We start from the raw sequence: 26,087 nt of genomic DNA on the forward strand, positions 1-26,087 counted from the left end.
TAGATACTACATCTTTTAACCAGAGATGAGTTTTTCTTTTATATACAGGTTGATAAAAACCACTCGGAAGCAAGTTTGAAATCCTATCTGTATGATTTAGAGCGTTACCATCAATTCTTGATCAAGTATTATGGTTCTGGGTCTCTATTATTAATGCGTTTCCCACTCTAGACATTTGTGTGTCATTTCAACTATAAATGGACTTTGTTATATTAAGAACATAAAAATGTTCTAAAGTGAATATAGGAAGAAACTGTGTCAGTTTATATATCAGGAGAATATTCCAAGGAAAATATTTCTCAAACCCTTTAGAACGTAATCCATAATTTTCGCTGGTGAATCCATATTCGGAAAAACAATGTAAGCTACAGCTAGCGACCAGCCTAATAGTATTAAGGATGAAAACACCATTTTTTCTTTTTTCTCCGTTGATTTTATTATTAGCCATTGATAAATAAACATCAACACTACCATTACCGTTACGCTAAAAATGTAGACACCTTTCATGTTCTTCACCTCTTTTTACCAAGGTACATTTCCTTGCCCTGTTCTTAAAACATTTGCCTTAATATCAAAAGTTACTTCTACCGAAGGAAACCTTTCTTCCCAATTTTTTTTGATATCCTTCCATTTTTCAGGATGCTTTCGTCGAAATTCCTCAGCAAATTCTATAATATCTACTTCCATCTCTTTTTGTACTATTTCTAGAGTGTCTGTTAGACGGATTTCGATCTTTTTCGCTAGCTCCTTTTCCAGCGCTCTTTGTATTTCGATTTCATTTAAGTCCCAATCCGTTTTATTCTGTATCACATCATCTATCGTTTCAATTTGAATGGTCATTTTCAATTCATTGCCGTCTATCTCAGGTATCAACTTTGTTGTTCCCTTAATTAAATTCATAGAAATAAGACCGTCTGCATTTTCAGGTTGTATAGTGACAGTAGACTCTTTTATCTCATCTCTAAACCAGAGCACTCCTCTAGTTAACCGATCATCAATTGAACCGACCATTTTACCGTTTTTTAAAATAGCTGAATGATTAATATACGCAATCGTTTCTAAGGACTGTTCTTCCTCTTCAGGCGGTAATTTATCAACCATAGGAAGAATGGCAGCGTCCGATTCTCCTTTCAACATTTCCATTAAATCAAATAATGTTACTTTCATTAACACTTCCGATTTAGCTAATTCTATTAGTACTTCAGACGAGCTTCTTTCCAAAGGTGGAAGCAAAGCCATAATATCTTTCGCACTCCCCTTGCTAATAAATACGTAACTTCTCAAGCGCGGCTCGGGATGACGGATAAAAAAATCTAATTCTTCACGAATTCCTGTCTCGGCTAAAGCTTTATTGATCACAATCGCTTTCGTATGACTCCATAGAATTTCTCTTGGAAGTTGTGTATCAAGATCCTCAATGGCTTTTGGTATCGATATGCCTTTCCCTGTTTGATGAATCATTTTATTGCCCCCTGCCTGATTACTCTCTCCACCCATCCCTTCCCCTCCATCCCTGTTTGGAGAATGTATTTCAACTGTTAATTCTATTTCTCCATTTTCCGTCTGATCCAATCCCACTCCAGTTACAACCCAAAGATCATTGGTTTCCCTTCGGTCCCAACAACCCGTAAGCAAAAATAAGAAGATACCGATAAACCATATTATTTTCAGTCCCTTCACTTTCCACCTCTTCCTTTCTGCTTAAAAGTCTTCATTTTACGTATGTAGGTTATCAAAAGTAGAAACATTGGGATTATTAGTCCATACAGCAAAGTATCCGTTAATCCATGGGAAACCTCCTGAAAATGTTCGGATGCCTCTGCGGAATTAAGAAACGCCTGCATCGCAAACACTCCAATCAGAAAACCGGTTGGCAAGACAAGAGAACGATAATTGGAAAGGTTAAACCATTGGGCAGTACCCAGCACTATTGCATAGTAAAACACACAAATTTTGATAAATGTCCCGGCAATCCAAATCGCCATAACAAGTGCTTCGAGATGAGATAAAAATTCGGCTATACTAATATATCTCGTAGCGCTCATAAGTGGAGCAGTAAAATTCTCCGTTACACGTCCAAAGACCAGAATAACGATGATATTAGTAAGCATTAATGTTATCGTTACAGCTAGTACCGAAATGCTCCCCGATTTCATTCCTTTTTCTCGATTAGTTAAATATGGAAGAAAGAAATAGATAATCCCAAATTGAGCGAACCATGTGTATAACGCCACTGAACCTTTGATGGAAGGCATTATACCATTCTCCATCACTGGTAGCATTCGCTTTATCTCTATATCTGGAAGGAGTAGGACGACGATGACTAAAAAAAGTAAGAAAAAAATGGAAAAACCATTTCAGCTAGCCTTCCTATAACCTCAAGTCCTCCGTGTACCGCAAACGCACACAACAGGATCATCATACCTACTATCACATACTTTGGAGTGTGAGGGAGAAATTCACTAACCACAAATTCTCCATATTGCCAAACCATCACACTGATAGAAGTATACAGCAACAGCAATAAGATCAATCCGAGTACCTTACCAAAAAAGGCACCAAGAATATGTTGGCTGTATTGCATAATCGTATCGTCGGGATAAAGCTTGTGCAATTTATATGCAATATATACACTTAGCAAACCTAAAGGAAAAGCCCATATAGGAGAAATCCAAATATCCTGCTGGGCAGCATCAAAGACTGTTTTGGGAATAAAAAGAATCCCTGTCGCTATAATAGCGTGATACATCATAACGCTCATCTGTAAAGCTGATATTTTTCCTTTCTCCATCTTTTTATTTCACCACCTCTACGTCACTCTTCCTCATTTTTATTAGGAAAAGGCTTTTGGTTAGAAGATTGACGATATTTATTATATTCTCCCGTTAAATGGGGGCGCGTATTTAATTTCCATAAGGGAGCCCGTATTAAAGTATCTTTCAGATCTCTTCTTTTCATTGGAGCCATTGGAGAGAGATAAGGCACACCAAAAGAACGTAACGTACTCAGATGTATTATAATAGCCAAAAGTCCCATCATGATGCCTAGCAGCCCGAACGTTCCGGCCAGTAACATAATTGGAAAACGTAATAATCTGAAAGGAATAGCAATATTGTAACGTGGAATTGTAAAGGAAGCGATACCAGTAAGGGCAACAACCATGACCATCGGATCTGAGACTAATCCAGCAGCTACTGCTGCTTGGCCAATAACCAATGCTCCTACAATACTAACGGCAGCACCTACTTGTTTAGGAAGTCTAAGTCCTGCTTCCCGCAACCCTTCAAATGTAATCTCCATAAGCAAAGCTTCCACCAGCGCAGGAAATGGAATTGCCTCGCGTGAATCGACCATGGTAAGCAGTAATGTAGTCGGTACCATCTCTTGGTGATAGGTAATCACAGCAACATACAAAGATGGTAACAGGAGAGAAATAAATAAAAATAAAAAACGTAACCAGCGGGTTGCTGTAGATATTATGAAATGATGATAATAATCTTCTCCAGATTGAAATAAGGAATAGAATGTGGTTGGAGCAACCAAAACAAAGGGTGTACCATCAACAACAATGACCACACGTCCTTCAAGCAAATTAGAAACTGCTGTATCAGGTCGCTCTGTAACAAGTACTTGTGGAAACGGAGAGTAAGAATTGTCTTGAATTAATTCTTCTATGTACCCAGATTCTAATATTCCATCAATGTCAATTCGTTTAATACGTTGAGTGATTTCTTCAATCAGTGTTTCATCTGATAAATCTTGAATATAAGTTATCATAATTGTAGTTTGTGTGTAACTACCCACTTTTAAGGTTTTCATTTTTAGTTGGGGACTTTTGATCTTTCTTCGCAACAAAGAGGTATTAACCTCCACACTCTCCGTAAAACCTTCACGAGGGCCTCTAACCACCAACTCACCAGATGGTTCTTCGATGGCACGCTTCTCCCATTTAGCCAATCCCAATGCATACCCTTGTCGATTATCCTCCAATAATAAAATCGGATTACCAACGGATAACTGTTCGACACAAGTGTCAAAAGATTCAATCTTTGTTATCTCGGCAACAGACAGTCTGTGTTCAATCAATGATATAGGATTTATAGAATTCTGATCAGTCTGTTGCATAAGCGGTGTTAATACATTATTGTCTATTTCTTCAATATTGGACATACCTTTTATATAAATTAATTGAGCTTTGATATGACCAGCAATTACAAATGAACGAAAAACTACATCTGAGCAATCTTTATAAAGAAAATTTAGTACCTCTAAATTTTTTTCCAAATTAGAATAAAGAGGTTTTAAAACCTCTTTATCAACCTGCTGTCCTTTATTTTGCTTATTGAAAGTAAATTTTTTTCGGTTAAACACGAAAATCCCACTCTCTTATGATCTAAACATTCATATTCTATACCCTTTTCGTACGTAGTATCCCACTTATTTTTTAAATTATTCCACGTATGTGGACATTCTTTGTTTCAAACCATATGGCATTTATGTACAATATGGTCCATCATTATGTCAACGTGAACCCCTCCGCCAAAGCAGGTAAGCCAGTCCTTTTTACCGAGCTTAGAAATGTCCAGCTTGTCCGAATAGCAACGATACCACTATATTAGTTATCGCATCTTCTATTTTAATTTGAACATAAAAATACAGTTAACTTGTGCAAGCTAACTGCATAGGCTAGTTTTATTAAATTCAGTTGTGTGCCCACGTTAAAATTGGTTATATCTTTTTGCTAAACACATTTCCATTGGTTGCTTATATTTTGGAATATTAATAAGCAATCCCCGCATCCTGATACCCTTTTTTCCTATAAAAATGTTAAGCACCCACATCTACTTGAGTAGATGCCATAATCATTCCATACCCCATTGCTTCATATGCTTTTCCGAAAATTTCATTAGCTTTGTTCCATAATCTTTATGTTGATTTTTTCCTTCTCGGTGAATTAATTCGTTATTTATTTCAACAGCGTCTTTCATAACCACCTAGAAAATGAAGCAAGACGTCATTAAAATAGTCAGGGTTGTCTTGGTTCGCATTATGCCCTGCGTTCGGAATCACTTCATACTGACAATTCAGTTCACGCTTAGCCCAATTTGGTGCTTTTTTGACAAAGGTCCCTCTTTCCGCACTGTCTTTTTCACCATGAGTTAGCAAAAAGGGGTGCTGAATAAAGTAATCATTCCCAAAATGAGGATCTTCATATATAGCACGAACACCACCATCCATAATTTCAATAAATGCCTCACGAGATAACTCTTTGTTTGTGTTCAGAGCATAATTCTGTACAGTTTCTGTCACTCCCATCCCTTCAGCAAATTTCTTCCGTAAGATACTTTCAGGCATCATACGAAACATTCGTGACATATTACGATAGGCGATTCGCATGCCAAATGAAGGAACTTCCGTAATATCCGTACATCCAATGACGGCTATCGCTTTTATCTTTTCTGGCTGAAGAAATGTCAGCATCTGCGAAACATAACCACCAAAAGAATGACCAACGAGAATCACTTCTTCTACCTGATGTTTATAAATGATTTTCTCTAAGTCTTCCACAACAATCTGAACATGGAATTCCTTCCCTACAGGTTTGGACATGCCATGTCCACGAACATTCCACGTAAGAGCGGGATATCCAGCATTCTGTAACGCCTGAACCTGCATATCGAACATTTGATGATCAAGAGAGGCTCCATGTGTGAAAATAACCAATGGTTCATTGTAATCGTACTGAGTTATCCAATAGTGAATCACTGCCCCTCGGCGTTCAAGTGTATAATGTTTCATTAGACTTAACATATCGTCATTTTTGTACATTTCTTCACCCCTATACGCTTTCGATCTTAGCGATTTTATCAGCATTGCTTTTCTCTTTCTCCCCACCTATAAATCTTCTCTTTGTCCATTAAACATAAAGAATGAGCCGGAAGACCAAGAATACGTTCAATCGCTTGAGTGTATGCAAAAACTTTATTTTCCAAATCCAATGGATCATTTTTTCTTGTTAATAAGTTGCTTGCAAATGAATCAGATAAGTCTAATAAAAGACACAGAACAACCTCGGATGTGTGCTCTGTTTCTATCCCATTCATACTATTCTCTTCTATACCCTGGTAGATAATTTGTCTTATTAATGGTTCAAAACGTCGTAATTTTTTCTCACGTGTTTTTTTCCGAACAAGGACATTGTTATCCGAGTACCAAACCTCTAAAAGTTGTAAAAAGAGCTGTCTTTGTGCAATTTTTATTTCACTTACTTTCACAAAAAAACTTGCAGCTTTTTTGTTGCAGAATGTTCACTGTTTATAAGGGACGACACTTGCTGCTCAATGTCGTCTAACATCCTCTCTATTAACGCTTCTAATAATTGTTGCTTTGAACTAAAATAGTGAAAAAACGCTCCCCTAGAAATATGAAGCTGATCCAATATATTTTGAATAGACATTTGCTCAAAACCTTTTGTCACAATTAATTGATAGGTTACATCTAGAATCTTATTACGTTTAGCCTGATATTCTACTTTATTAACTTTACGCGCCAAAGCAAATCCTCCTTTAATAAACCGACTATCCGTCTATTAATTATATACAAATATATGAGAATACATAATATTGTTTCATACTGTTTAGCGAATAAATAATATGCTTAATTTATACATGGATTCTTTACCTTGATCGGAGTACACCCTAACTTTCAAAATGGAAAGCTAGCATTGCATAGGTTTAAGCTGTAGTCGATCATATATATAGGTTTCTTTTCTGAAAAAATCATTGCCATATGCCAATACATAGGTATTAAGAGACGTTATACTATACTGTATTTCACCCTTTGTAACTGCACTAATGAATGAGGCTGTCTCAAAGGAAAATAAAAATTCGATAGAAAAGCCGAATCATTTATTTACATCTGATTCAGCCTCTTCATTAGTTTAATAATTTTCATTGTTAGTTTGGCTTTACACACTTAATATCATTACAGTTGTTAGTATTTATCTCTTTGGTGAAATTAATTCTAGTGAGCTGTTACTATCATTTCGCCTGAATATAAAGAAATAGCTCATAATACAGCCCATGTTAACAAGTATTTAATTTTATCACTGGATTGGATCCACCATTATATGATTTAGTAAACTCATTTCTCTACAGATTCTTTGGATAGTTTTTCATCATTTCGCTGGACAATATTCCACTTACCTCCGAATAATTGAATACTTTTTTCGACCTTGTTGATGATTTCATCTGCTCGCTCATAAATAATACTCCTTAAATCATGCACCTGTCTCATTAGTTTTTCCAGCCATGCTTCTTGCTTGTCAAGCCTTTCATAAAGTTCTGTGTACGCTTCTTCTTTCTGATTTATTTGATGCTGTATTTCATCCAGTCTTGTATCTTGTTTTTCCATAGTTCTTGAGATATTTTCATTCGTGATTTCTATTTTTTCAAGTTTGGCATGAAAAGCTTCCTGATTATGCTTCATCTCCTGTGTTTCTTCCTTTGCCATTTCATACATGGCAAAAACATCTTTTAGTTGTTTGTTTTTATTGTTTGTATGTTCATCCAGCACGTCTAAGCGGTTTAATACTTCTGCTTGCAGCTGCTGATCATATTTTTTATCTTCGTCTATCTCTTTCAATTTTTTCTCCAAACGCTTCAATTGTTGATTTCTTACAAAAATATCCTGATGAAGCTGTTGTAATTTGTTTGCTTCCTCTTTCTGGATTTCCAGCTGTTTTTGTTCTTTTTCACTGGCATGATCATAAATAAATATATCCTGATTGGACGAAGCGCCTTGTATATCTTTTGCATAAATACCTTTTTGCTGATTCAGATACACCATTTCAATCACCTCTAAAATCAGCTTATGCATAAAGAAAAAAAGTGGGATAAAAGTTTATAATAACCTCTTTTTTACGAAGTATCGGCTGTCTATTAAAAGCGGTTTAGTATCGTGGAAAACGCCGTCCGAAAATCCCTAAATCTAGAAGGAAACTAACTGGCTTATGGAGATAAGAATGAAAACTCACCTAGAAAAAAGTATCTTACTTTAATCATGATAAATAGTACTTTCTGTGTGAGCTTTAAAGGCAGCAATAAACGACTCTGGTGAAGATGTGATAATGTAGGCGTAGACTCCTTGAAGTGTATGTAAATAAAGCATTCCCTTTTCTCCTGTCAAACGATACGTAACATCCAATACTTTCTCTATTGGGAATTCTCGATGCTTGGAAACTATTTTGTCTTTATATAGATATAGATAACGCTGTTCTTCTGTATCTTTTTGTTCTAATGCACGGATTTGACGAATTACTTTTACATATGGTTGCTTAGCAATAATTTGCATGGTACCCCCCCTCCTGTTTGACCATTTGTAACATTGAATAAAACGAGCTGAATATTTACCTCATGGTAACATATCTGCAATCCGTTCGCATCTTTCATCATCGGATAGTATGTGTCAAGTTTTTCTCAATTAAGTAAAAAAATACACAGCCCAACGAATAAAGAGACAGTTGGGGCTAATAGATCCTATTATCTTGTCTGTAAGTGAAACGTTAATAAAACTGACAGAAGATATGTAATGGTACACAATATACCGGCAGCAACAATCGCTTTTTATTGTGCAGTTTATTCATCCCTTTTCCACTTAGGATACTGCCTAAAACACGGACAATTCCCGCAATCAACAGGGTTTCTCCTACTAAGAACCTTTCTCCATCCGTATATAAGTAAACTTTTAAATCAAATAGATCTGGATTAGTAAATGCAACGCTCATACCTTCTATAATATTCACCTGATTATAACTGTTCTTTCGTTACCGCGGATTAAATTGGCTATTTTATTTAATATCTTGTCCATAATTCCCCTCCTTTTTTACCTTATGCTTGGTCTACGCCTCTTACTTTGATTTCATCAAAAACCTGCATCCACTTATATTTGCTTTCCGTCTCATTTAACCTTAATTGTCCAATTAACGAAATGTAAACGTAAAATGTGAGGAAGAAATTCTGCCTTTGCAGCAGCTCTTTTTATTATATCTTAGACTATTCTGTCTTAGTGGGGGGAAGTAATTTGCATACAATAGCTCCAATTCTTCACTTTTTCCCTGCCAAGAGATAACTCTTCTTCTTTACATTCATTAAAACCATTCTTCAGATAAAATTTCCTATTCATTTCCGTATTGGTTGCCAATAGTACTACCCCTCCCCCCTCTTTACTTATATATGGATATATACAACCTTTAAGTATGGTACTTCCCATTCCTTTTCCTTGAACTTCTTTGGAAATAGCTAATGAGTCCAAATACCAGCCATTATTTGAACGTTTATGGAGCGTATCATTTGTACTAGTCACTAACTTTAAATATTTTAAGGCTTTTAACAACATACCTTTTCTTATTAGCCGAGCAAGACCAAATCTAAGATAACTCAGGAAATCTTGTTTGCCTTTTAAGCTTTTAAGAAGTGCAACTCCTATAATATGTTGATTTTCAATAGCTATAAAACAACAATGTTTTTGTACAAAAAGCATTGTGTTGATATATTGAAATTCATAAATGAGTTTCTTTCTTCTATTCTTATCGTTCTCTATTACAGTAAAAAGCGGATAATCTATAAATGATTCCGCAAGTAATTCAGCATTGCAATGCTCATCTTTTTTTTCTGCTTTTCTAAATTCCATCGATATTTTCCTCCTATAAAATAGTAAGAATATAGCACTATTTTCTGATTATTTTTAAACACTTGTTCATTAATTTATAAGTGTATTATATAATTAGAAAAATAGGAAAACATTAATCAATGTTGATTGACATGTTAGATAATAAACAGTTTTTCAATACATGTCCAGAAAGGAGTAAATAAATGGCTGATCGGCGGATTAAGAAGACCAAAAAAGCAATCAAACAAGCCTTTTTAACTCTCTTACAAGAAAATGAATTAACAAAAATTACCGTTTCACAAATCTGCAGCATGGCGGATATCGGACGGGGCACCTTCTATTTACATTATCAAGATATTTTTGACCTCTATGAAAAATTGGAAGGCGAATTATTAAACCAGCTTTTGGAATGGATTGATGAGCTTTACGGGAAAGAAGAACCTATTACATTAGCTGCTTTTATGGAAAAAACAGCAGAGTTTATTATTCAAAACAAAGCTGCTTTTGAAATTTTTATGAATGAGAAAAAGAATAATGCTTTATCATCAAAAATCAAGGAAATTATTGTATTAAAAGAATTGGGAGACAGAAAGAGAAACGGTCAGTTTCAAGATTCCATTTTTGAGGAATATCAAGTTTCATTTCATGTGTCAGGTACAATCGAAGTACTAAATAAATGGATCGAAACAGGAATGATTCAAAGTCCAAAAGAGATATCTGAAATTATTTCAAGGATTATTACGGCAACAGATCACTAGATATTAGGATATTTTGATTGTCTATAATAAAAATTGTCGATAAAAAGAAATTTAACAGCCTGATACCGCTAAACTAGCAATACCAGGCTGTTTCCTATCTTTATTACTGTACATCTCCGTATTTCTGCTATGCATGTAATAACTATTGTTTCATCCACATCGGTTCTAACATATTTCCATCAATATCAGATACCTCTAAGCCATACATTTGTTCTTCCGGCATACCCATATCGATATGATAAGCATCGCCGCCATTTGCTTTTGCTACTCGTCCAAATTCTTTGACTGCTTCTGCGCTCTCTAGGCTAAAACAGATTAAGGCAGCAGTTTCATTTTGCGTATCAGCAATTTTTTTATCTTTGAGGAACTGTTGAAAAAACGAATGTTCTAACAGCATAATATAAAAATTATCGTCCCAAACCATACAACTTGCATGATCACTAGAAAAGTCATCGTTCTTTGTAAATCCTAGTTTTTCGTAAAAATTAGTGGATTCTGCAACATTTTTGACTGGAAAGTTAACAAAAATCATTGTACTCATTTAAAACGCCTCCTTTTGATTAGTATACTATAAACGAATAATAAAATCTTCTTTTCAATTGCTCAAACGGGAGCAATTTGTTAAGGCGGTTTAGGTGAAAATAGAATGCATTTTTTGTGGGGCCATCATTAGAAAAAACTGCTGTTCTTATTTTTTCAGTGTAATAACTTCTGCTGTAGAATACATTCGCATCGTTCAACTGAAAATCTCGATATAAAATCCACCTGGGGCTTTCACATAGAATGTCCAACGATGGGCTCTTTTTGGCGGTTTTACATCAAATCCATCTTTCTTTAAATGTCGATTGATCTCATTTACCTGTTCTTCGCTCTCCTGCTCAAAACCAATATGAAAGGAATTAGGATAGCTGACGTGTTTACTTTTCGTCAAAGCAAGTAATAATCTGTCTTCGTCTACTAGAATAGCAAATGAATCTTTATGAATATTTCTGGTTTGAAGGTTACAATATGTCTCCAAGAACTCTCGAGTTTCATTAACATCAGTGACAGCAAGGTTAATATGGTTTAGTTTCATCGTATACACTCCTCGTATTTGCTTTCATCTACTGTAAGAACAACCTTTCCATACCCATGACCAGTCTCTACCACCTTATGAGCCTCAACAACTTGATGCAGCGGGAATGATTGTGATATGACGATACGAAGCTGACCTTGTTCATATAATTGTGTGAGTTCAGATAGTCTGGATATGCTGCGTTTACTTCGGATAGAAATTGTTCCTAGAGACTCTGAAAGATCAAAAGAAACAATGGTACCAATCCTTTTTTTGTCTTGGACAAGCTCTATAGAAGCTCGCAATGCGTCTTCACCTGCTGCATCTAAGGCCGCATCAACTCCTCCTGGAGCAATCTCACATACTCGCTCAACAAGCCCCTCCCCATATAAGACTGGAGTAGCTCCTAATGATTTTAAATAGTCATGGTTGCGTAAACTAGCAGTACCAATGACATTTGCTCCCCAAGCCTTAGCTAATTGAACAGCGAATGTTCCAACTCCTCCTGCAGCTGCGTGAATAAGGACAGTATCACCTTTACCGATTCCAAGCTCCTTTAATGCGGTATGTGCAGTCTGTCCTGAAGCGGTTAGTACACCAGCTTCATCCCACGGCATCGTTTGAGGTTTTCTGACGATTTGGGAGGTTGGTACGACGACGTATTCAGCATAGCTAGATAAAAGTGACCAGCCAATCACTGCGCTACCAACGGAAAAGTCCTCTACTCCCTCTCCAAGCCTATCGATAACACCTGAAAATTCATTTCCAAGTATTTGAGGGTATTTAATTTCCACCCCAGGTGGAGTAAATCCGTAACCGCGAATGGCACAATCAACGGGCTGTACGCCGGCTGCTTTTACCTTTACCCGGACTTGCCCGTTTTTCGGAACCGGGTTTTCGAAATCCATTATTTGCAATACATCAGGGTTTCCTGGTGAATGAAATGCAGCTGCTTTCATATATATCCTCTCCTCTAATCTGATTCTTTTTGTCAAACACGCAATGTTATTCTATTTCAAAATAAATCAAGCTAACCATCTATAATACGATGTGGAACATAGCGGCACACCTCATCGATATCACCATTGTAAAATCATTGTTCGAATAAACTCTGTGTAATTCTATCCATACTGTTTGCGTCCTGTGTGCAACGCCTCATATCTAAGTGGTATTGCTGGCTGACAATATTCATTATATAATCATAAATAGATAATGAAAAATACACCTTTTGCTATACTTACATATACTCAATGTAATGAATAAGGAGGGAAAGTAGATGGAACTGCTACAACTTAAATATTTTTTGACGGTGGCAAGGTTAGAACATATGACCCGTGCGGCGGAAGAACTTCATATTGCTCAACCCGCTTTAAGCAGAACGATTCAGCGATTAGAAGAGGATTTGGGAGTTCCATTATTCGATCGTAAAGCCCGTCAAATTCGTTTGAATCCATATGGAAAAGCTTTTGAAGCAAAAGCAAAGGCTGCGATTCATTTGCTTGATGAAGGGCGTCGGGAAGTAGAAGATCTATCAGGCTTAAAACAAGGCCGGCTTCATCTAGCCATTATGAATATGGAGCAAGTCAGGGAACCATTACAAAACTTTTTATCTGCACATCAAGATATTAATATACAGATATACCAATCTTCCGCAGAAGATGTCGAAGGTCTGGCAGCAAACCAGGAAATTGATTTTCATTTAACGTCACTGCCTATTCAACAGGAAGATTACAGCGAAATCCCTTTGATTCGCGAGAAACTCTATCTGGCAGTTCCCCATGAACATAAATATGCAAACAGAAAAACGATTCATCTTCGTGAAGTATCAGATGAACCTTTTGTTGGTTATAAAGAAACGTTACCTTTACGGATAATGAATGATGAACTTTGCCAACAAGCTGGTTTTCGTCCGAGAATGGTATGTGAAACGGAAGAACCTGCAAGTATTGCTGACCTTGTTCGTTCAGGATTTGGTGTTGCTATTGTTGGCGGCTGTAAAAGTGGAAAAGAACTGAATTTAGTCAAAATACCAATCGAGAATCCAACAGGTGAACGAATATTTCGGATAGCCTGGCAGAAAAACCGTTATTTATCAAAAGCAGCCATTGCATTCCGAGAATTTATCGTTAATCATTTTAAAGATGAAGAGACAAAAGGAAGTGAAGTTAGAAAAGCATTGCTGCTGCGATAATGGTATGTATTTTAATCTCTCGGGTTGTTTATCACAGATAAACGTTCGTAAAAACTCCTGCCTCCAAATAGAAAGTGGAAATAAATCTATTTAGGCGGGAGATCAAGTATTTCTTAGCTACCCTCAACATTTATTATGAATTATACAAGAATCTAGCTAATCAGCACGTCTAAAAAAATAATTCTCGGTTTTAAGGAGAAAAAATTGATTTTTTCTATCTAGAAGTTAGCTGGATTTACTTTTTCGGGACAACATCATAAATATAATAAGTAATAAAGCTAAAAATCCTCCTAGTAAAGATAACATTTCGTAACTGGAACCAGCAACAACCATGCCTGATAATGCACTGCCAGAAGCTCCTGATAAAGCTACAAAAACATCAACAGTTCCTTGTATCTTGGCACGTGTAGAAGGTTCAGTTGAATCGATAATCAGAGCTGTACCACTAATCAGACCAAAATTCCACCCTATTCCTAGTAAGGAAAGAGCAATAATGAGAAGAACTAGAGAATCTCCTGGTGCGATTGCCGCTGTAACACCGGAAAGGAGTAATGTAACGCCAGAAGCAATCGCCATATTCATGCGACCAACTTTATCAACAAGGATTCCTGTAACAAGGGACGGGAGATACATGGAACCAATATGAAAACCAATAACAAGTCCAATCATCCTTAAACTATGATCATGATCTTCCATATGGATAGGTGTCATGATCATAATTGCAACCATCACAATTTGAGTAAGTATCATGATAAAAGCAGCAGTAACAACTCCCTTATTTAATTGATTTCCCTTTACTATATTATTAGGTTTTTTATGCTGCTTATTTTCATTTATCTTTAAAACTATAAAGAATGGATCGGGACGTAAAAATACAAATAAAAAAAGACCTGCTAATACATATGCTGCAGCTGACAAAATAAAAGGACCTGCTAACTCTGGAACTCCAATAGAATGAGCGACATTCCTCATTACATCCACTAAATTGGGACCTGCAACTGCTCCAAATGTTGTTGAAACCATCGCTATACTTACTGCAGTTCCTCGCTGCTTACTGGTTGCCAGATCAGTTCCGGCATAACGAGCTTGTAAATTCGTTGCTGTGCCTGCACCATAAATGAAAAGGGACACAAATAATAAAAATATATTATTTGTAAGTGCTGCAACCACAACACTGGCTGACCCAAACCCTCCAGCTGTAAACCCTATAGTAAGTCCCATTCGTCTCCCATAACGGTTAGAAAGCCTCCCTACCGCTAATGCCGCTCCAGCTGATCCTAATGTAAATAAAGCTGCTGAAATACCAGCATAGGCATTGGTTCCAAGCATTTCTTCTGCAAGTAATGCACCTACTGTCAACCCTGCGGCTAATCCTGCTCCTCCAAATATTTGTGAAATAACAACTATAATTAATATTCGCTTATATAATACCTTTTGTTTCTTTGGATTATCTATATAACTTTCTGTTAAATGATTTTTTTTATCCAACATACCCATCCCCCTTTTACTCCATCTCATTCGAATGTTCGATACACTGATTTCCATTTTGAACATTGGCTTCATCCTGTTATTTTGTTTAGAGTCAACTGCCACAATTGTGTTGTTAAAAATTCATTAATTATATCACTTGGAAAGCTTATTCTTTATAAGGTTTATATCACTCTCACCAAGACAAAAAAGATCGTCTATATGATAGGTGCCATAAGGTAAAGAGGTATGAATCATTTGTTTAACAACTAAAGCTGTTATATAAGCTGTCGTCATTGCTTCATTGTTTGCATACCATATCTGGTGCATTTCATTTATCTGCTTATTTTTCCTGTTCACAGCCTCTACTTTTATTGCGCAAATATCTGAGCTTGATGAAACATAGCGGAAGCCTTGAATCATTTTAATTAACCCACGCTTTACCCAGGAATACTTAAGGAGCCGCGTTATTTTCAACCGATGAAAAATAGCTAGTAACCGATTGATCCACTCGACATCAAAAGTAAGATAAGTTTGTACTTCGCTCTGAGGCAGATTTCGTTGCAGAACATGCTGATCTGAAAAGTTAAACAAATAGCTACTTCTTTTGCCTAATCGTTTAAAATACGTAATCTTTTTTTCTGAAAAATTTCTGACACTTTGCGTAGCACCGTTCATTTTAATGTGATAAGTTTGATTCATCTGTTCAAGCAGCCATTGCATTGCCCCGACTCCATGTTTTTCTCCTAATCCCAATAAAATAGTTATATGTAATTCCTCAATAAATTCCATACGATCTATAAGATGGTTAGCAAGTAAGTTAGAGAGGCCAGGAGCAAAACCTACACTCATTATAACGGTGGACTGTTGTATCAAAGGTTTGAGCTGTTCTATTTGCTTGTGAAAAGCAAAATTTGCTGTTATATCAATATAGTGGATATGATGCTCTAAGCAATACTGAACCAAAGCTGTATTCTGCTGGTCCATACACATGATCACTACATCTGTTTGCAAAATTGCTGCATAACTTTTTGGTTTTCGTATATCTATTTCCACAGGATGAGCGCTAGCACCAAGTTGCTGACAGTAACATACAGCTTTTTCTAACCGTCTTCCAGCAATCAAGATTCGTAAGTCTGTTGATTGTATTAATTGCTTTGCAATATTTCCACCTACTTCGCCGTAACCACCGATAATCATAACCGAATTCACCATGCCTATCCCCCCCTTTTTTTACACCCTATTTATTTTTTCCGATATTAAAGAATTTGTTACTATTGCCGAGAATTTTATGGTACGGATTAGTATGTTCTAATACATTTTCTTTTTCAATATTGCATTAATCTTATCTCCGGTATATTTAGCGAAAAAACGCTGTGATATCACGGATTACATGTTTTTTCTTACTAAGAAAAATATGGTGTCTACCATTTACAATAATAATCTCTTCATTTTTGACTTTCTTCCTGTTATAATCGATAATCATTATCAATTATAAAATACTATTCCAAAGATACTATCCCATAAATAAGGGGGCACATTTAGTTGTTATGCTCTATTGATTATTGGAAAGAGAAGTCAGACAGCCTTTCGGATAGATATACTGATTCTTATCTGTATAGAAAAAGTATGATTCTTAGTTTAAAACAGCAAATTTCTTTCGATGCGTATTGTTGTACAGTAGTAAACCCTGTAACATTAACTACAGTCGGAGCGATAACAGAATGCTCACTTGAACCAATTCATCAAAAGTTATTAACTTCTGAGTATTTTGAAGACGATGTGCACTTATATAAAGATTTAGTGAAAGATTCTGTGAAAACTGCTAGATTAAGTGACACCTTTGGTAAACAGGAAAGTAGACGTTTTACAGACATATTAAAGCCACATCAATTCTCTGATGAAATGCGTGTGGTTTTAATGGATAAAGGCAAATGCTACGGGTTTTTAACCTTATTCAGAAAAAAGACGGGTACATATTTCACGGATAAAGAAGTGTTACTGTTAGATGCTTTGTCCTCCGTAATAGGTAAAGCATTAAGAGATTATTTTTATATGGAATTTGAAGAAAGTACTGAAGCCATGTCCACTGATCCGGGTGTAATAATTGTAGATCAGCATTTATCGTTACAGTCAATGAATGAAGCAGGTAAAAAATATATTACCTTATTGCAAGAATTTGAACGTTCTCAGAATCGAAGCAGTATTCCTAAGCCTATTCAGGCTATATGCTCGAAACTTGTAGCACAGAAAGAAAAAAACTTAACACTTTTTATTCCTGTAGCAAATAAAATGCAGTTAGTAGCATCCGCTTCCTTTTTGCAAACGGATATTTCAAAAAATACAGCAATTGCTATTACAATAAACAGAGCTTCTGCCAAAGAAATGCTGGAACATTTAATGGAAACATATGCTTTAACAGCTCGAGAGAAACAAGTAGTGAAGGCTTGTCTGCCAGGGGCTACTACGAAAGAAATAGCAAACAAACTTAACATTTCCTATTATACGGTCCAAGATTATTTTAAAGTTATTTTCTATAAGGTAGGCGTGACTACTAGAAATGAATTAGTTTGGAAACTGTTTGCGAAATATCGATAAAATGGTACTAGCAGCAACGAATTTTTCTGCCTCCAATTATGGTCAGAGTTATTTGTTACCTGCTAGTGATAAAAAATTGCGTTTCTCTTGTCGTAAAAAGGTACACGTAAAATGCCGTCTTTACGTGTACCTTTAATTTACTCAAATAAGCTTTCTTTCCAATAGGTCAATTCAAGCTTATTTTGGTCTGGATTATTAAAATAAAGCGATAAACAAATTCCCCTATCAACTACTTCATATTCAATCCTCATATTAGTTTCAAAATTTAATTCTAAATAATCTGTAGCCCATGCTAAAATTAAACTGCAAATTTTATTGACTAGCTTAAATGAGGATGTAAATTTTACAAAATTATTGACTCAACAGCTATTAATCGCTGCAATCTTATTCTTAATAAGCGCTTCGTTTGCTCAAATCAACTCTCCTCTCTAAACTTCCATACAATGATTATGATTAAAACTAACAAACCAATTGCGGCTACTCCATATACCGCCTGAAACGCAACTGTAAAAGAAGATTGGACAGCTTGAAGCATTTCTGGGAACCCCTCTGCTACTGCAACGGCTACACCAATGCTTTCCATAGCTTTGTTTGCTATTTCGGTAGAAACTTCATAGGGTAGAGAACTCGCTAATGCTCCACGATAAACGATCATGCCAAAACTCCCTACTAATGCAATACTCAGTGCATAACCTAGTCCACTACTGACATCGGACATCCCGGAAGCAGAACCGGCTTGCTCTTGGGGAACACTGGAAATAATTTGCTCACTAGCAATTGTCATCGTTGGTCCTCTTCCAAATGCAAGAAGAGATGCACCAATAATTAAGATCATTCCCCCAGCCTCATGAGCAGTTAATGTAATAAGCAGTGCGCCACTTACAGCAATGAGAAGACTCAAAACCATGGCATATGCTGGCCGCATCCATCGTGTAAGTACCGGGGATATTAAAGTACCAGCCATTGACAAGAGTGCGGGGATGATAAGCAAAAAACCGGCCTCCGTTGGCGTGAGCCCGACAACAGCTTGTAAATGTTGTGCAAAAAACATTTCAGCACCACCAGTGGCAAGCAATATAAGCATTAAAGTGATTAATGAAATATTAAAAGTGGTAATTCGAAACATGCGCATATCCAGTAATGGAGCTTCTGAATTCATTTGTCGCCTAATAAAGAAAATGCCAGCCACAATACCAATCACAATCGATCCACCGTACAACATGTTGAAACCATTGCTAGCCATTTCTTGTAATCCAAAAATTAAGCTTACCAATCCCAGAGAAGACAACATGACACTGACAACATCCAAACGCTTGCCATCTTTGTTGCGGTATTCAGGTAAAAGCGGCGATATCGCCAACAGTCCAATGGCAATTGGAACATTAACGAGAAATACTGCTCCCCACCAAAAATGATCCAAAAGCAAACCTCCGATTGGGGGACCTAAGGCCATTCCTGCAGAAAGTGCACTAAGGTTAATAGCAATGGCTACTGAAAATTGCTTTGGATCGAAAAACATATTCCGTAATAATGACATCGTGGACGGCATTACTGTGGCAGCTGCAATGCCAAGAAATGCACGTACAACAATCAACATCCAAGCCGCAGTTGTAAATGCCGCAAGAAGGGAACCTAATCCATATATCGATATACCAATGATAAGCAGACGCCTCCTACCAATTTTATCTCCCAGGCGCCCCATTGTTAGTACAAATCCTACAGCTAGTAATTCACCAATATGAATAATCCATAGCATTTGTGTAGCGCTTGGTGCTAAATCAGCTGCAATCGAAGGCATGGCAAGAAATAAAATAGTCATATCTGATGAAAGCATGAAAGCTGCTAAAGATAAAACTCCTACCCCCAGCCATTCGCGCCATGTTGCTTGAGAGACCTCTTCAGCCTTTTTATTTATATCACTCATCTCCTATCACCTTCTCGTGGACTTAAACGTCTCGTATGAGTGTTTCCAGAGATCATTCCAATGTTTAATGTTTTCATTGCTCTTTCATCCCCTTCATTATTTTTCGTTTTAAATGAAATCGAGTTGCAGACGTTCGTTTCAACAAATAATTTTGATGACTCAGACAGTGATTCTTCTTTTACTATACTGGCTGTGGAAGGCAGATGCTTCATACTGCTGTCTAAAATCCCCATACAAAAAAGGGCTTATCATAGATAAGACCCTTTTTACGACTATTGTCGTACGTTATGTTTCGAATCAGACGAGCAGCTCTTTTTCTATCTGATTGTTTATACATCGTTTCCTTCCGCCTTTTTATTACTGATCTTCGTATTTAACACCTTATTCTATGCTATTGCTTTACTTAACACATTGAAGCCTTTTAAAATGTCCCTTGGGCAGTTTCTTTTCCCATTATATAATCAACAAATCTAGAAGCATTTCTTCATCATTTGATTGAATTAAAATCAGGGCAGTTTAAATATTGAAATCGCTGATCTCTGCGCAAACTCTATTAGAAAGGCTAGAATAAGTATAACACCTTGGTCACAGAACCGGAATACAGCAATTAAGATTCAAGTTTGAGTTTAGAGCAAATGACAGTAGCAGGCCATATGCATGCTAAACGAGGGACCTCCATGACATCTGTACATCCGATAATCACTGTAATTTTTTTACCTTTTACAGGTTTATACCATTAACTACCCGCTGTTTTCCAAAGCATTTTCCAAGGTCTTTAACTTCAATGGCCATCTCCTTCATTTGTTTTCACCTTTTTCAGGCAGAAAATAAATAGCTACTTTCGTCTACCCATTGTGCGAATTTTCTTCCTTCTTTTCTAAGGATATTTCCAACTATTGGAAACACTTTTAATCCAGTCTCATAGAATTGAGCATTTTCAAAACGTCTTGTTAAGGCTTTGACTCTATATTCATTCTCTGCTAATAGCTTACCTATGTGATTCAATAGTTCCTTTCGCACCTGTGACTAAAATTGTCATAACAGATTCTCTCCTCTGAAATAAACATGATTAATTTTTTTCAATTCTTTCAAAAAAGCATTTCTTATCTCAATAGGGGCAATAATTTTTACTTTAGAACCATAACTAAGTGCCAGTGATACTGCATAGTCGCGGTCATATATAGTTGTGTGGACGTCAATATGGTCACTGTGTATCCTTACATCCTCAAATTGTTCGATAACTCTCTGTTTAATATCTTTAGAGAAACGTAAATGCAGATATATAGTTGTTTGCTGTGATGGTTCAGAATAAACTCTTTCTCTGACTTCAAAATACTTATCTAACATAGCAATTTCATTTATTCTTGATAAAAGAAACATTCTTTCCGCTTGTTTGTTTAAACAATACCCCTCCACATACCATTTAGTTCCTTTGAGAAGTAGGTTTCGAGGCTCAATTTCCCTGCATGAAATGTTTCCTTCAGCATCTGTGTAATTCATAGAAATCACTTTATTTTGGTTGATTGCATCCAGCCAAAGCTTTATAATGGAACGTTCATTTTCAGAGTTGCTCATCGAAATCAAAATTTGATTATCCTTCTTTTTAACCATAGGTTGAATGACAGCAAGCTTTTCAGAGATGCTTTTAAAATGTGAGGTTCCAAATTCTTCTAATAATTGATAAACAACAGATAAGTCATCTAAAGTGAAGGCTTGTTTGTTTAATGTAAAATTATCCATTATCTGAAACCCGCCTTCTATCCCAACATGGGAACTAATTGGGACGCCAGCTTGGGAAATTAAGTCAATATCCCGATAAATGGTTCGAATCGATACTTCAAATTTTTCTGAAAGCTCCGTTGCAGTGATAAGCTTCTCTGTAGACAATAATTGAATAACAATCCCTAATAATCGCCCTAACCTCATTCCATTACCCCCAGTATATAAAGTATCATAATAACCCTGACTACATATTGTCAGGGTTATTTCAATATATATTTTTATAAATTATGACATACTCCTGTCAGTATTGCACAGCTATAATAAGCCTTAGAACGACCATAATATGAATCGAAGGAGAATGACTTTAATGACTCAATCAAAACAGCAACAGAAAAATAATGAAGCTAGACCAAACGAAATCAGCCCGTTCCGTATCGCAATTCCCCAAGAAGACCTGGAAGACTTGCGAGAACGACTTCTCCGTACACGTTGGCCTGCTCAATTGCCCGGAGGTGGGTGGAATCGCGGAATACCGGTGACTTATCTTAAAAATCTTACGGACTACTGGCTGACCGACTATAGCTGGCGTGAAAATGAGGCCAGGCTCAATGCATTTCCACAATTCATGACGGAGATCGATGGTCAGAAAATCCACTTCCTGCATGTAAGGTCACCCGAACCTAACGCTCTTCCTTTGATTATCACACACAGTTGGCCGAACTCAGTAGCCGAATTCATGAAAATAATAGGGCCACTGTCTAATCCAAGGGCCCACGGCCGAGACCCACATATAGCTTTTCATGTGGTTGCACCTTCTATCCCTGGATTCGCTTTTTCGCAATTTTCCGAGCCAGTGGACGAAACTTCGTGGAATATCACGCGAGTCGCTCAAACATGGGTAGAACTGATGCGGAGATTAGGATATGATCGCTATGGCGCTCACGGTAATGATGCAGGTGCATTGGTCTCCCCGGAACTCGCAGTCATTGATTCTGAACACATGGTCGGTGTTCACATTACCGGTGGGTTAGGTATACCAACAGGTAATCCCAACGAATTAGCAGGTCTGAGAGATGAGGAAAGCTTAGAAATAGAACAAATGGCCGAACTGTTCACCGAAGGAAGTGGCTATGCCCCGTATCTTACTCATCGGCCACAGACGATCAGTTACGGGATGAGTGATTCTCCAGTCGCACAACTTGCATATCTTGTAGAGAGGTTCAAAGAGTTCGATGGTTGGCCAAGTACCGAATTTGAAATGCCTCAAGAACACCTTGATCTGGATCAATTGCTCACTAATGCGACATTATACTGGCTGACAAAGACAGCAGGGTCCTCGTCCTGGACTTACTATGAAGGGGCTGCTGGTATGCCAATTGATCAAACCAAAGTACCGACTGGCGTTTCCCACGGAGGAGGCCCTGTATTCCGTCGTCTGGCCGAACGGAAGAACAATATCGTGCACTGGTCAAATCATACAAGTGTTAGTCATATGGTTGCTATGGCAGTACCGGATTTACTCGTCGACGACATCAGGGAGTTTTTTAGCAAGCTTTGCTAGTTTGAAGATTTTAAGATATGAAAGATCGGATCATAAGTATAGGGATAAGTAGTGGTCACATTTAAGGCATTGTAATTCAAATAGTCGAATGACACAACATCGTAAGTTAAGCTAACGCCTACTTAACGAGGCTATCTTTATTTTGATCAGTAGCCTCGTTACTCTTTCAAATTTAATTTAAAATCACACTTCCTTCTTTAATATATTTTTACTGCATGATTCATTCCTTCATTTTATTCATAGTATTTTTTAACCGCCCTTTAACCATCCTTCTTTTATAGCCAACTCAATCTCTTCACTGTGGCGCATACGAGTAAGATTTTGCTCTAATTGCGTAACAGCAGCCATTACTACTATAATTAACAATTGGCTGTACGGATTATCTTTTGATTAAATCTAAAGTGATTGACTAATTCAGTTGAATTAAAGTATTTTATCGATATGCCAATCTTTTTTAAGTATGGTCGTACTTCTATCACCCATAAAAATCGGGCCCGTTAATTGAACTGTAGCTATGTTCCATCGTCTATCTTATACACTAAATGGTCTGCAAAATTCATGAATAATTTGTGCTTTTATCTCTTCAATGGGAAACTTCTGCGGATAGGTAGATATCATCAGCATGCTGCCTTGAAGCACGGACGAAAAATATAGCGACCGCTCCCTCGGCTCATTTACTCCCATTCTTTCAAATATTTCACATTGCAATTCAAATTGCCTGGCATTTTCTTCAATAATGAGATAACTGTATTTTATCAATTCTTCATCAGCTTCCGGCTGAGTTTGCAAGTGAAGATAGAACCGATGAACTTGCGGATTTTGATAAATATTATCAATGGCGCCATTGACTATATATTCAAGCTGTTCACTAGCAGTCTCTAAAGTGGTTGCTTCTTCCATGACTTCCACCACTTCTCTGATTCTTGTCTCTACCATTTCAGCAAGCAGCTCTTCTTTTCCTTTGTAATAGTTATAGAGCAAACCTTTCGAAATCCCCCCTTGTTTAGCTATATCGCTTATAGAAGTAGCGTAATATCCCTGTTTCATAAATAACTCCATAGCTGTAGCTCTAATTTTTTCTTTGGATGCTTGGCGAATACGATTATTCTCTTCTGGTGTACGTGGCATGTTAACTTCATTCCTCCATAAAAGCAGTGATTTCCTGATTCAACGCTTCATAATGTGTCAGGGGCAGCATATGATCAGCACCTGGTATTTCAATGAAATGGACATTTGGAATTCTTCTAAAGTGTTCAAGAACAAGGAAATTTTCAGCTAAGTCTTTTTCGCCAATAATAAATAATGTTTTGGCAGTCAGCTCTTCTAATCGATCGATGGCTGGCGGATTGGGCCATATCATTTCAAAAGCAGGTCCATCCAACACTCGTTGGAACTGATCTTGAAGCATTTGCGTGGCAAGATTTCTTTGCGGACTATGGATAACGACTTGATACATTGGAGAATGCAGCATCAAATCTACCATCTTCTCCACATCCGGGGCAGCCCCCATCACCTTTTGCATTATTTGCTCATATTCCGTGTAACCTTGAAATCCTGATAAAGCAGGAGCAATTAAAACAAGGTTTGTGACTTTTTCCGGATAGGCTAAAGCGAATTCAGTTGCAATTTGCCCACCAATGGAATGACCGATGATGGCTGGCTTACCAAGCCCAAGCTCATCTATAAGAAACCGTATATCTTCCACATAGTTAACTTGGCCTTTCGGAGTTGGTGATTGACCGACACCTCGGCCATCAACAGAAATTACTTGATAATGCTTAGCCAGTATAGGTGCCAGTAAATTCCATTCCCGCAAATCAGTACCTCCGCCATGGATCAGAACAACTGGTTGTCCATTACCTTTAATCTCATAGTACAAATCCATTAAAATCCCTCCATCAAATTCAAGTTTATCTACATTTTATCTTTGAATGACCATTTAGTCAATAAAAAATCTATTTACTTTTAAAATAATTAGTTATCTATACTTGGGAATATATTTTTGTCCATTGTTCATGTTCTTTTATTCTGAAGCAATGAAAACTCTGCTTGTATTACTCTTTAAATGCACCTGCCTGAACTGGAATGGCCCATTAGCTTTTTAACAGAATATCAATCATTTTAAACATGAGCATAATACCTTTTTTGTGGTATCGAAAATGATTTAAGCTGCCAATGAAATAAGCGTCCAGTTCGAATTGGTAAAACATAAAAGGGCCCGTTGAACCTGCATTCCCCCATATGCTATATCTCTTTGGCATGATTAGGAGCGTGTTTAAAATTCAAGAGTTCATAACCGTAATCCATACCTATAGAATATTTAGCCCAATCCTTCAGTTTTTTCCATGGTCTCTTTACGAAGGAGTTTATAGCTTACCAAGGCTTCATAAATTTCAATAAATCCTCAGTTGTAGCAGCTACTCTTCCACTAGCCTCCTCCATCCCAAGACGAATGTTTGCTACTACATTTTTATTGTGTAAAAAGCAGTCTGCAACAGGGTATTGTCTTTTTATCGCTGGTTCAGAGAGTTGAAGCATATGTGATCCATCCCAAGAGGTCGAAAAAGATAGTCGTGAAGTATCTCGCGATAAGTTTTTGAAATGATTTTCTCAATGATTAAAATTAACAGGCAGAGGTCAAGTGTTCTTTTGACCATTGAATGATATGCTGTGTCGTCCAAAGATGAGAGGATTCATCAAGGAGCAAATCGATCATTGAAGTGCCCTGTTTTGGTTGATCTAAGGCATCACCAAACAACCCAGACGTGTGATTCAGCAAATGTTTTATTTTAATCTCGTTTGTATAGTCTTTTCCGGAAAAACAGGGTATCCATCTGAATATGGCTGTAGGGTCAATAGGGTATTTCCCTGCCCACCCCTGAGCAGCCTTACTTTATTGCCAGTATCGATAAGTTATTTACTTTGTTAATTGCTATTCCACCATTGCCGGAAGAGAGCCCAAAGTATGCAAAAGAAAATTCATATCAGCAGGAATGATTCTGGCACTCGTACCAGTCAGTCCATATATAACTAGCAAAGCAGTAGCAATTCGGCTCAGTTTCCCATCAGACCAAAATTGATGTAAAACAAATTGCTCCAATAAATATAACGATCCCTGTAACAGTAAGCATCCAGTTCATCAG

Annotated in this window: 24 protein-coding genes and 2 pseudogenes; 5 read left to right on the forward strand and 21 right to left on the reverse strand. The window is 37.0% G+C overall.

The window, feature by feature from the left end; all coding sequences use genetic code 11:
- Window positions 1–3 precede the first annotated feature (3 nt).
- Window positions 4–171 (forward strand): site-specific integrase, encoded by a 168-nt coding sequence (locus tag JOD18_RS25055; protein ID WP_204670741.1) that lies wholly within the window; start codon window positions 4–6, stop codon window positions 169–171.
- 99 nt (window positions 172–270) lie between these two features.
- Here JOD18_RS25055 and JOD18_RS19035 read toward each other — a convergent pair whose 3' ends face one another.
- From JOD18_RS19035 to JOD18_RS19085, 11 genes and pseudogenes are all read right to left on the reverse strand, one after another.
- Window positions 271–507, reverse strand: a complete 237-nt coding sequence (locus JOD18_RS19035) for a hypothetical protein (RefSeq protein ID WP_204670703.1) — start codon at window positions 505–507, stop codon at window positions 271–273.
- A 15-nt stretch (window positions 508–522) separates the two neighbouring features.
- Window positions 523–1,680, reverse strand: coding sequence for a Ger(x)C family spore germination protein (locus JOD18_RS19040; protein WP_204670704.1), 1,158 nt, complete (start codon window positions 1,678–1,680; stop codon window positions 523–525).
- A pseudogene (locus JOD18_RS25060) lies at window positions 1,677–2,791 on the reverse strand (GerAB/ArcD/ProY family transporter). Before JOD18_RS25060 ends, JOD18_RS19040 begins: the two are co-directional and overlap by 4 nt.
- 23 nt (window positions 2,792–2,814) lie before the next feature.
- Window positions 2,815–4,371, reverse strand: coding sequence for a spore germination protein (locus JOD18_RS19050; protein WP_338029573.1), 1,557 nt, complete (start codon window positions 4,369–4,371; stop codon window positions 2,815–2,817).
- Window positions 4,372–4,971: 600 nt separating this feature from the next.
- A complete protein-coding gene (locus JOD18_RS19055) occupies window positions 4,972–5,829 on the reverse strand; it encodes an alpha/beta fold hydrolase (RefSeq protein WP_204670705.1) in 858 nt (285 codons plus the stop codon).
- A gap of 38 nt (window positions 5,830–5,867) precedes the next feature.
- Window positions 5,868–6,275 carry a hypothetical protein gene (locus JOD18_RS19060; protein WP_204670706.1) on the reverse strand — a complete coding sequence of 136 codons (408 nt, stop codon included), beginning with the start codon at window positions 6,273–6,275 and terminating at the stop codon, window positions 5,868–5,870.
- Complete coding sequence (locus JOD18_RS19065; RefSeq protein ID WP_204670707.1) at window positions 6,272–6,553, reverse strand: TetR/AcrR family transcriptional regulator; 282 nt, start codon at window positions 6,551–6,553, stop codon at window positions 6,272–6,274. Before JOD18_RS19065 ends, JOD18_RS19060 begins: the two co-directional genes overlap by 4 nt.
- Before the next feature lie 590 nt (window positions 6,554–7,143).
- Window positions 7,144–7,848 carry a hypothetical protein gene (locus tag JOD18_RS19070; protein WP_204670708.1) on the reverse strand — a complete coding sequence of 235 codons (705 nt, stop codon included), beginning with the start codon at window positions 7,846–7,848 and terminating at the stop codon, window positions 7,144–7,146.
- Window positions 7,849–8,055: 207 nt separating this feature from the next.
- Window positions 8,056–8,352 (reverse strand): hypothetical protein, encoded by a 297-nt coding sequence (locus tag JOD18_RS19075; RefSeq protein ID WP_204670709.1) that lies wholly within the window; start codon window positions 8,350–8,352, stop codon window positions 8,056–8,058.
- A gap of 355 nt (window positions 8,353–8,707) precedes the next feature.
- Window positions 8,708–8,818: pseudogene (locus JOD18_RS24400) on the reverse strand (uridine kinase); the annotation flags it as partial.
- Between the two features lie 245 nt (window positions 8,819–9,063).
- Complete coding sequence (locus JOD18_RS19085) at window positions 9,064–9,690, reverse strand: GNAT family N-acetyltransferase (RefSeq protein WP_204670711.1); 627 nt, start codon at window positions 9,688–9,690, stop codon at window positions 9,064–9,066.
- 182 nt (window positions 9,691–9,872) lie between these two features.
- Here JOD18_RS19085 and JOD18_RS19090 point away from each other — a divergent pair, with 182 nt between their 5' ends.
- Window positions 9,873–10,427 (forward strand): TetR/AcrR family transcriptional regulator, encoded by a 555-nt coding sequence (locus tag JOD18_RS19090; RefSeq protein ID WP_204670712.1) that lies wholly within the window; start codon window positions 9,873–9,875, stop codon window positions 10,425–10,427.
- 142 nt (window positions 10,428–10,569) lie between these two features.
- Here the strand turns inward: JOD18_RS19090 and JOD18_RS19095 are convergent, their stop codons facing one another.
- From JOD18_RS19095 to JOD18_RS19105, 3 genes are all read right to left on the reverse strand, one after another.
- Window positions 10,570–10,968, reverse strand: a complete 399-nt coding sequence (locus JOD18_RS19095; protein ID WP_204670713.1) for a VOC family protein — start codon at window positions 10,966–10,968, stop codon at window positions 10,570–10,572.
- Window positions 10,969–11,163: 195 nt separating this feature from the next.
- On the reverse strand, window positions 11,164–11,502 hold the full coding sequence (locus tag JOD18_RS19100) for a VOC family protein (RefSeq protein WP_204670714.1): 339 nt from the start codon (window positions 11,500–11,502) through the stop codon (window positions 11,164–11,166).
- Window positions 11,499–12,440, reverse strand: coding sequence for an NADP-dependent oxidoreductase (locus JOD18_RS19105; RefSeq protein WP_204670715.1), 942 nt, complete (start codon window positions 12,438–12,440; stop codon window positions 11,499–11,501). The genes JOD18_RS19100 and JOD18_RS19105 overlap by 4 nt, the downstream gene beginning before the upstream one ends.
- A 317-nt stretch (window positions 12,441–12,757) precedes the next feature.
- Here JOD18_RS19105 and JOD18_RS19110 point away from each other — a divergent pair, with 317 nt between their 5' ends.
- Complete coding sequence (locus JOD18_RS19110) at window positions 12,758–13,672, forward strand: LysR family transcriptional regulator (protein WP_204670716.1); 915 nt, start codon at window positions 12,758–12,760, stop codon at window positions 13,670–13,672.
- 225 nt (window positions 13,673–13,897) lie between these two features.
- Here the strand turns inward: JOD18_RS19110 and JOD18_RS19115 are convergent, their stop codons facing one another.
- Entirely contained in the window at window positions 13,898–15,190 is a 1,293-nt protein-coding gene (locus JOD18_RS19115; protein ID WP_204670743.1) for an MFS transporter, read from the reverse strand.
- Between the two features lie 105 nt (window positions 15,191–15,295).
- The gene (locus JOD18_RS19120; protein WP_204670717.1) at window positions 15,296–16,354 is read right to left on the reverse strand and encodes a saccharopine dehydrogenase family protein; all 1,059 of its coding nucleotides are present in this window, start codon (window positions 16,352–16,354) and stop codon (window positions 15,296–15,298) included.
- Between the two features lie 330 nt (window positions 16,355–16,684).
- Between JOD18_RS19120 and JOD18_RS19125 the strand changes: the two genes are divergently transcribed.
- Window positions 16,685–17,737: a helix-turn-helix transcriptional regulator gene (locus JOD18_RS19125; protein ID WP_204670718.1), complete on the forward strand. Its 1,053-nt coding sequence runs from the start codon at window positions 16,685–16,687 to the stop codon at window positions 17,735–17,737.
- A 415-nt stretch (window positions 17,738–18,152) separates the two neighbouring features.
- On the opposite strand, the gene JOD18_RS19130 is transcribed toward JOD18_RS19125, so the two are convergent.
- Window positions 18,153–19,661, reverse strand: coding sequence for an MFS transporter (locus JOD18_RS19130; RefSeq protein ID WP_204670719.1), 1,509 nt, complete (start codon window positions 19,659–19,661; stop codon window positions 18,153–18,155).
- 1,035 nt (window positions 19,662–20,696) lie between these two features.
- Window positions 20,697–21,587 (reverse strand): helix-turn-helix transcriptional regulator, encoded by an 891-nt coding sequence (locus JOD18_RS19135; RefSeq protein ID WP_204670720.1) that lies wholly within the window; start codon window positions 21,585–21,587, stop codon window positions 20,697–20,699.
- Between the two features lie 163 nt (window positions 21,588–21,750).
- Between JOD18_RS19135 and JOD18_RS19140 the strand changes: the two genes are divergently transcribed.
- On the forward strand, window positions 21,751–22,944 hold the full coding sequence (locus JOD18_RS19140) for an epoxide hydrolase family protein (RefSeq protein WP_204670721.1): 1,194 nt from the start codon (window positions 21,751–21,753) through the stop codon (window positions 22,942–22,944).
- A gap of 531 nt (window positions 22,945–23,475) precedes the next feature.
- Here JOD18_RS19140 and JOD18_RS19145 read toward each other — a convergent pair.
- From JOD18_RS19145 to JOD18_RS19155, 3 genes are all read right to left on the reverse strand, one after another.
- Window positions 23,476–24,072: a TetR/AcrR family transcriptional regulator gene (locus JOD18_RS19145; RefSeq protein ID WP_204670722.1), complete on the reverse strand. Its 597-nt coding sequence runs from the start codon at window positions 24,070–24,072 to the stop codon at window positions 23,476–23,478.
- Between the two features lie 7 nt (window positions 24,073–24,079).
- Complete coding sequence (locus JOD18_RS19150; protein ID WP_204670723.1) at window positions 24,080–24,829, reverse strand: alpha/beta fold hydrolase; 750 nt, start codon at window positions 24,827–24,829, stop codon at window positions 24,080–24,082.
- A gap of 488 nt (window positions 24,830–25,317) precedes the next feature.
- Entirely contained in the window at window positions 25,318–25,482 is a 165-nt protein-coding gene (locus JOD18_RS19155; RefSeq protein ID WP_204670724.1) for a hypothetical protein, read from the reverse strand.
- Window positions 25,483–26,087: the final 605 nt, after the last annotated feature.

The organism is Gracilibacillus alcaliphilus (assembly GCF_016909015.1).
In the GTDB taxonomy this organism is placed as follows: Bacteria; Bacillota; Bacilli; order Bacillales; family Amphibacillaceae; genus Gracilibacillus; species Gracilibacillus alcaliphilus.

Coding starts and splice junctions, on each gene's coding strand:
- JOD18_RS19085 (WP_204670711.1), bottom strand. CDS start 9,690: ATGGAATTTAGAAAAGCAGAAAAAAAAGATGAGCATTGCAATGCTGAA.
- JOD18_RS19090 (WP_204670712.1), top strand. CDS start 9,873: ATGGCTGATCGGCGGATTAAGAAGACCAAAAAAGCAATCAAACAAGCC.
- JOD18_RS19155 (WP_204670724.1), bottom strand. CDS start 25,482: ATGCTTCAACTCTCTGAACCAGCGATAAAAAGACAATACCCTGTTGCA.
- JOD18_RS19115 (WP_204670743.1), bottom strand. CDS start 15,190: ATGAGATGGAGTAAAAGGGGGATGGGTATGTTGGATAAAAAAAATCAT.
- JOD18_RS19140 (WP_204670721.1), top strand. CDS start 21,751: ATGACTCAATCAAAACAGCAACAGAAAAATAATGAAGCTAGACCAAAC.
- JOD18_RS19100 (WP_204670714.1), bottom strand. CDS start 11,502: ATGAAACTAAACCATATTAACCTTGCTGTCACTGATGTTAATGAAACT.
- JOD18_RS19070 (WP_204670708.1), bottom strand. CDS start 7,848: ATGGTGTATCTGAATCAGCAAAAAGGTATTTATGCAAAAGATATACAA.
- JOD18_RS19105 (WP_204670715.1), bottom strand. CDS start 12,440: ATGAAAGCAGCTGCATTTCATTCACCAGGAAACCCTGATGTATTGCAA.
- JOD18_RS19055 (WP_204670705.1), bottom strand. CDS start 5,829: ATGTACAAAAATGACGATATGTTAAGTCTAATGAAACATTATACACTT.
- JOD18_RS19095 (WP_204670713.1), bottom strand. CDS start 10,968: ATGAGTACAATGATTTTTGTTAACTTTCCAGTCAAAAATGTTGCAGAA.
- JOD18_RS19135 (WP_204670720.1), bottom strand. CDS start 21,587: ATGAGGTTAGGGCGATTATTAGGGATTGTTATTCAATTATTGTCTACA.
- JOD18_RS19110 (WP_204670716.1), top strand. CDS start 12,758: ATGGAACTGCTACAACTTAAATATTTTTTGACGGTGGCAAGGTTAGAA.
- JOD18_RS19075 (WP_204670709.1), bottom strand. CDS start 8,352: ATGCAAATTATTGCTAAGCAACCATATGTAAAAGTAATTCGTCAAATC.
- JOD18_RS19130 (WP_204670719.1), bottom strand. CDS start 19,661: ATGAGTGATATAAATAAAAAGGCTGAAGAGGTCTCTCAAGCAACATGG.
- JOD18_RS19120 (WP_204670717.1), bottom strand. CDS start 16,354: ATGGTGAATTCGGTTATGATTATCGGTGGTTACGGCGAAGTAGGTGGA.
- JOD18_RS19145 (WP_204670722.1), bottom strand. CDS start 24,072: ATGCCACGTACACCAGAAGAGAATAATCGTATTCGCCAAGCATCCAAA.
- JOD18_RS19035 (WP_204670703.1), bottom strand. CDS start 507: ATGAAAGGTGTCTACATTTTTAGCGTAACGGTAATGGTAGTGTTGATG.
- JOD18_RS19150 (WP_204670723.1), bottom strand. CDS start 24,829: ATGGATTTGTACTATGAGATTAAAGGTAATGGACAACCAGTTGTTCTG.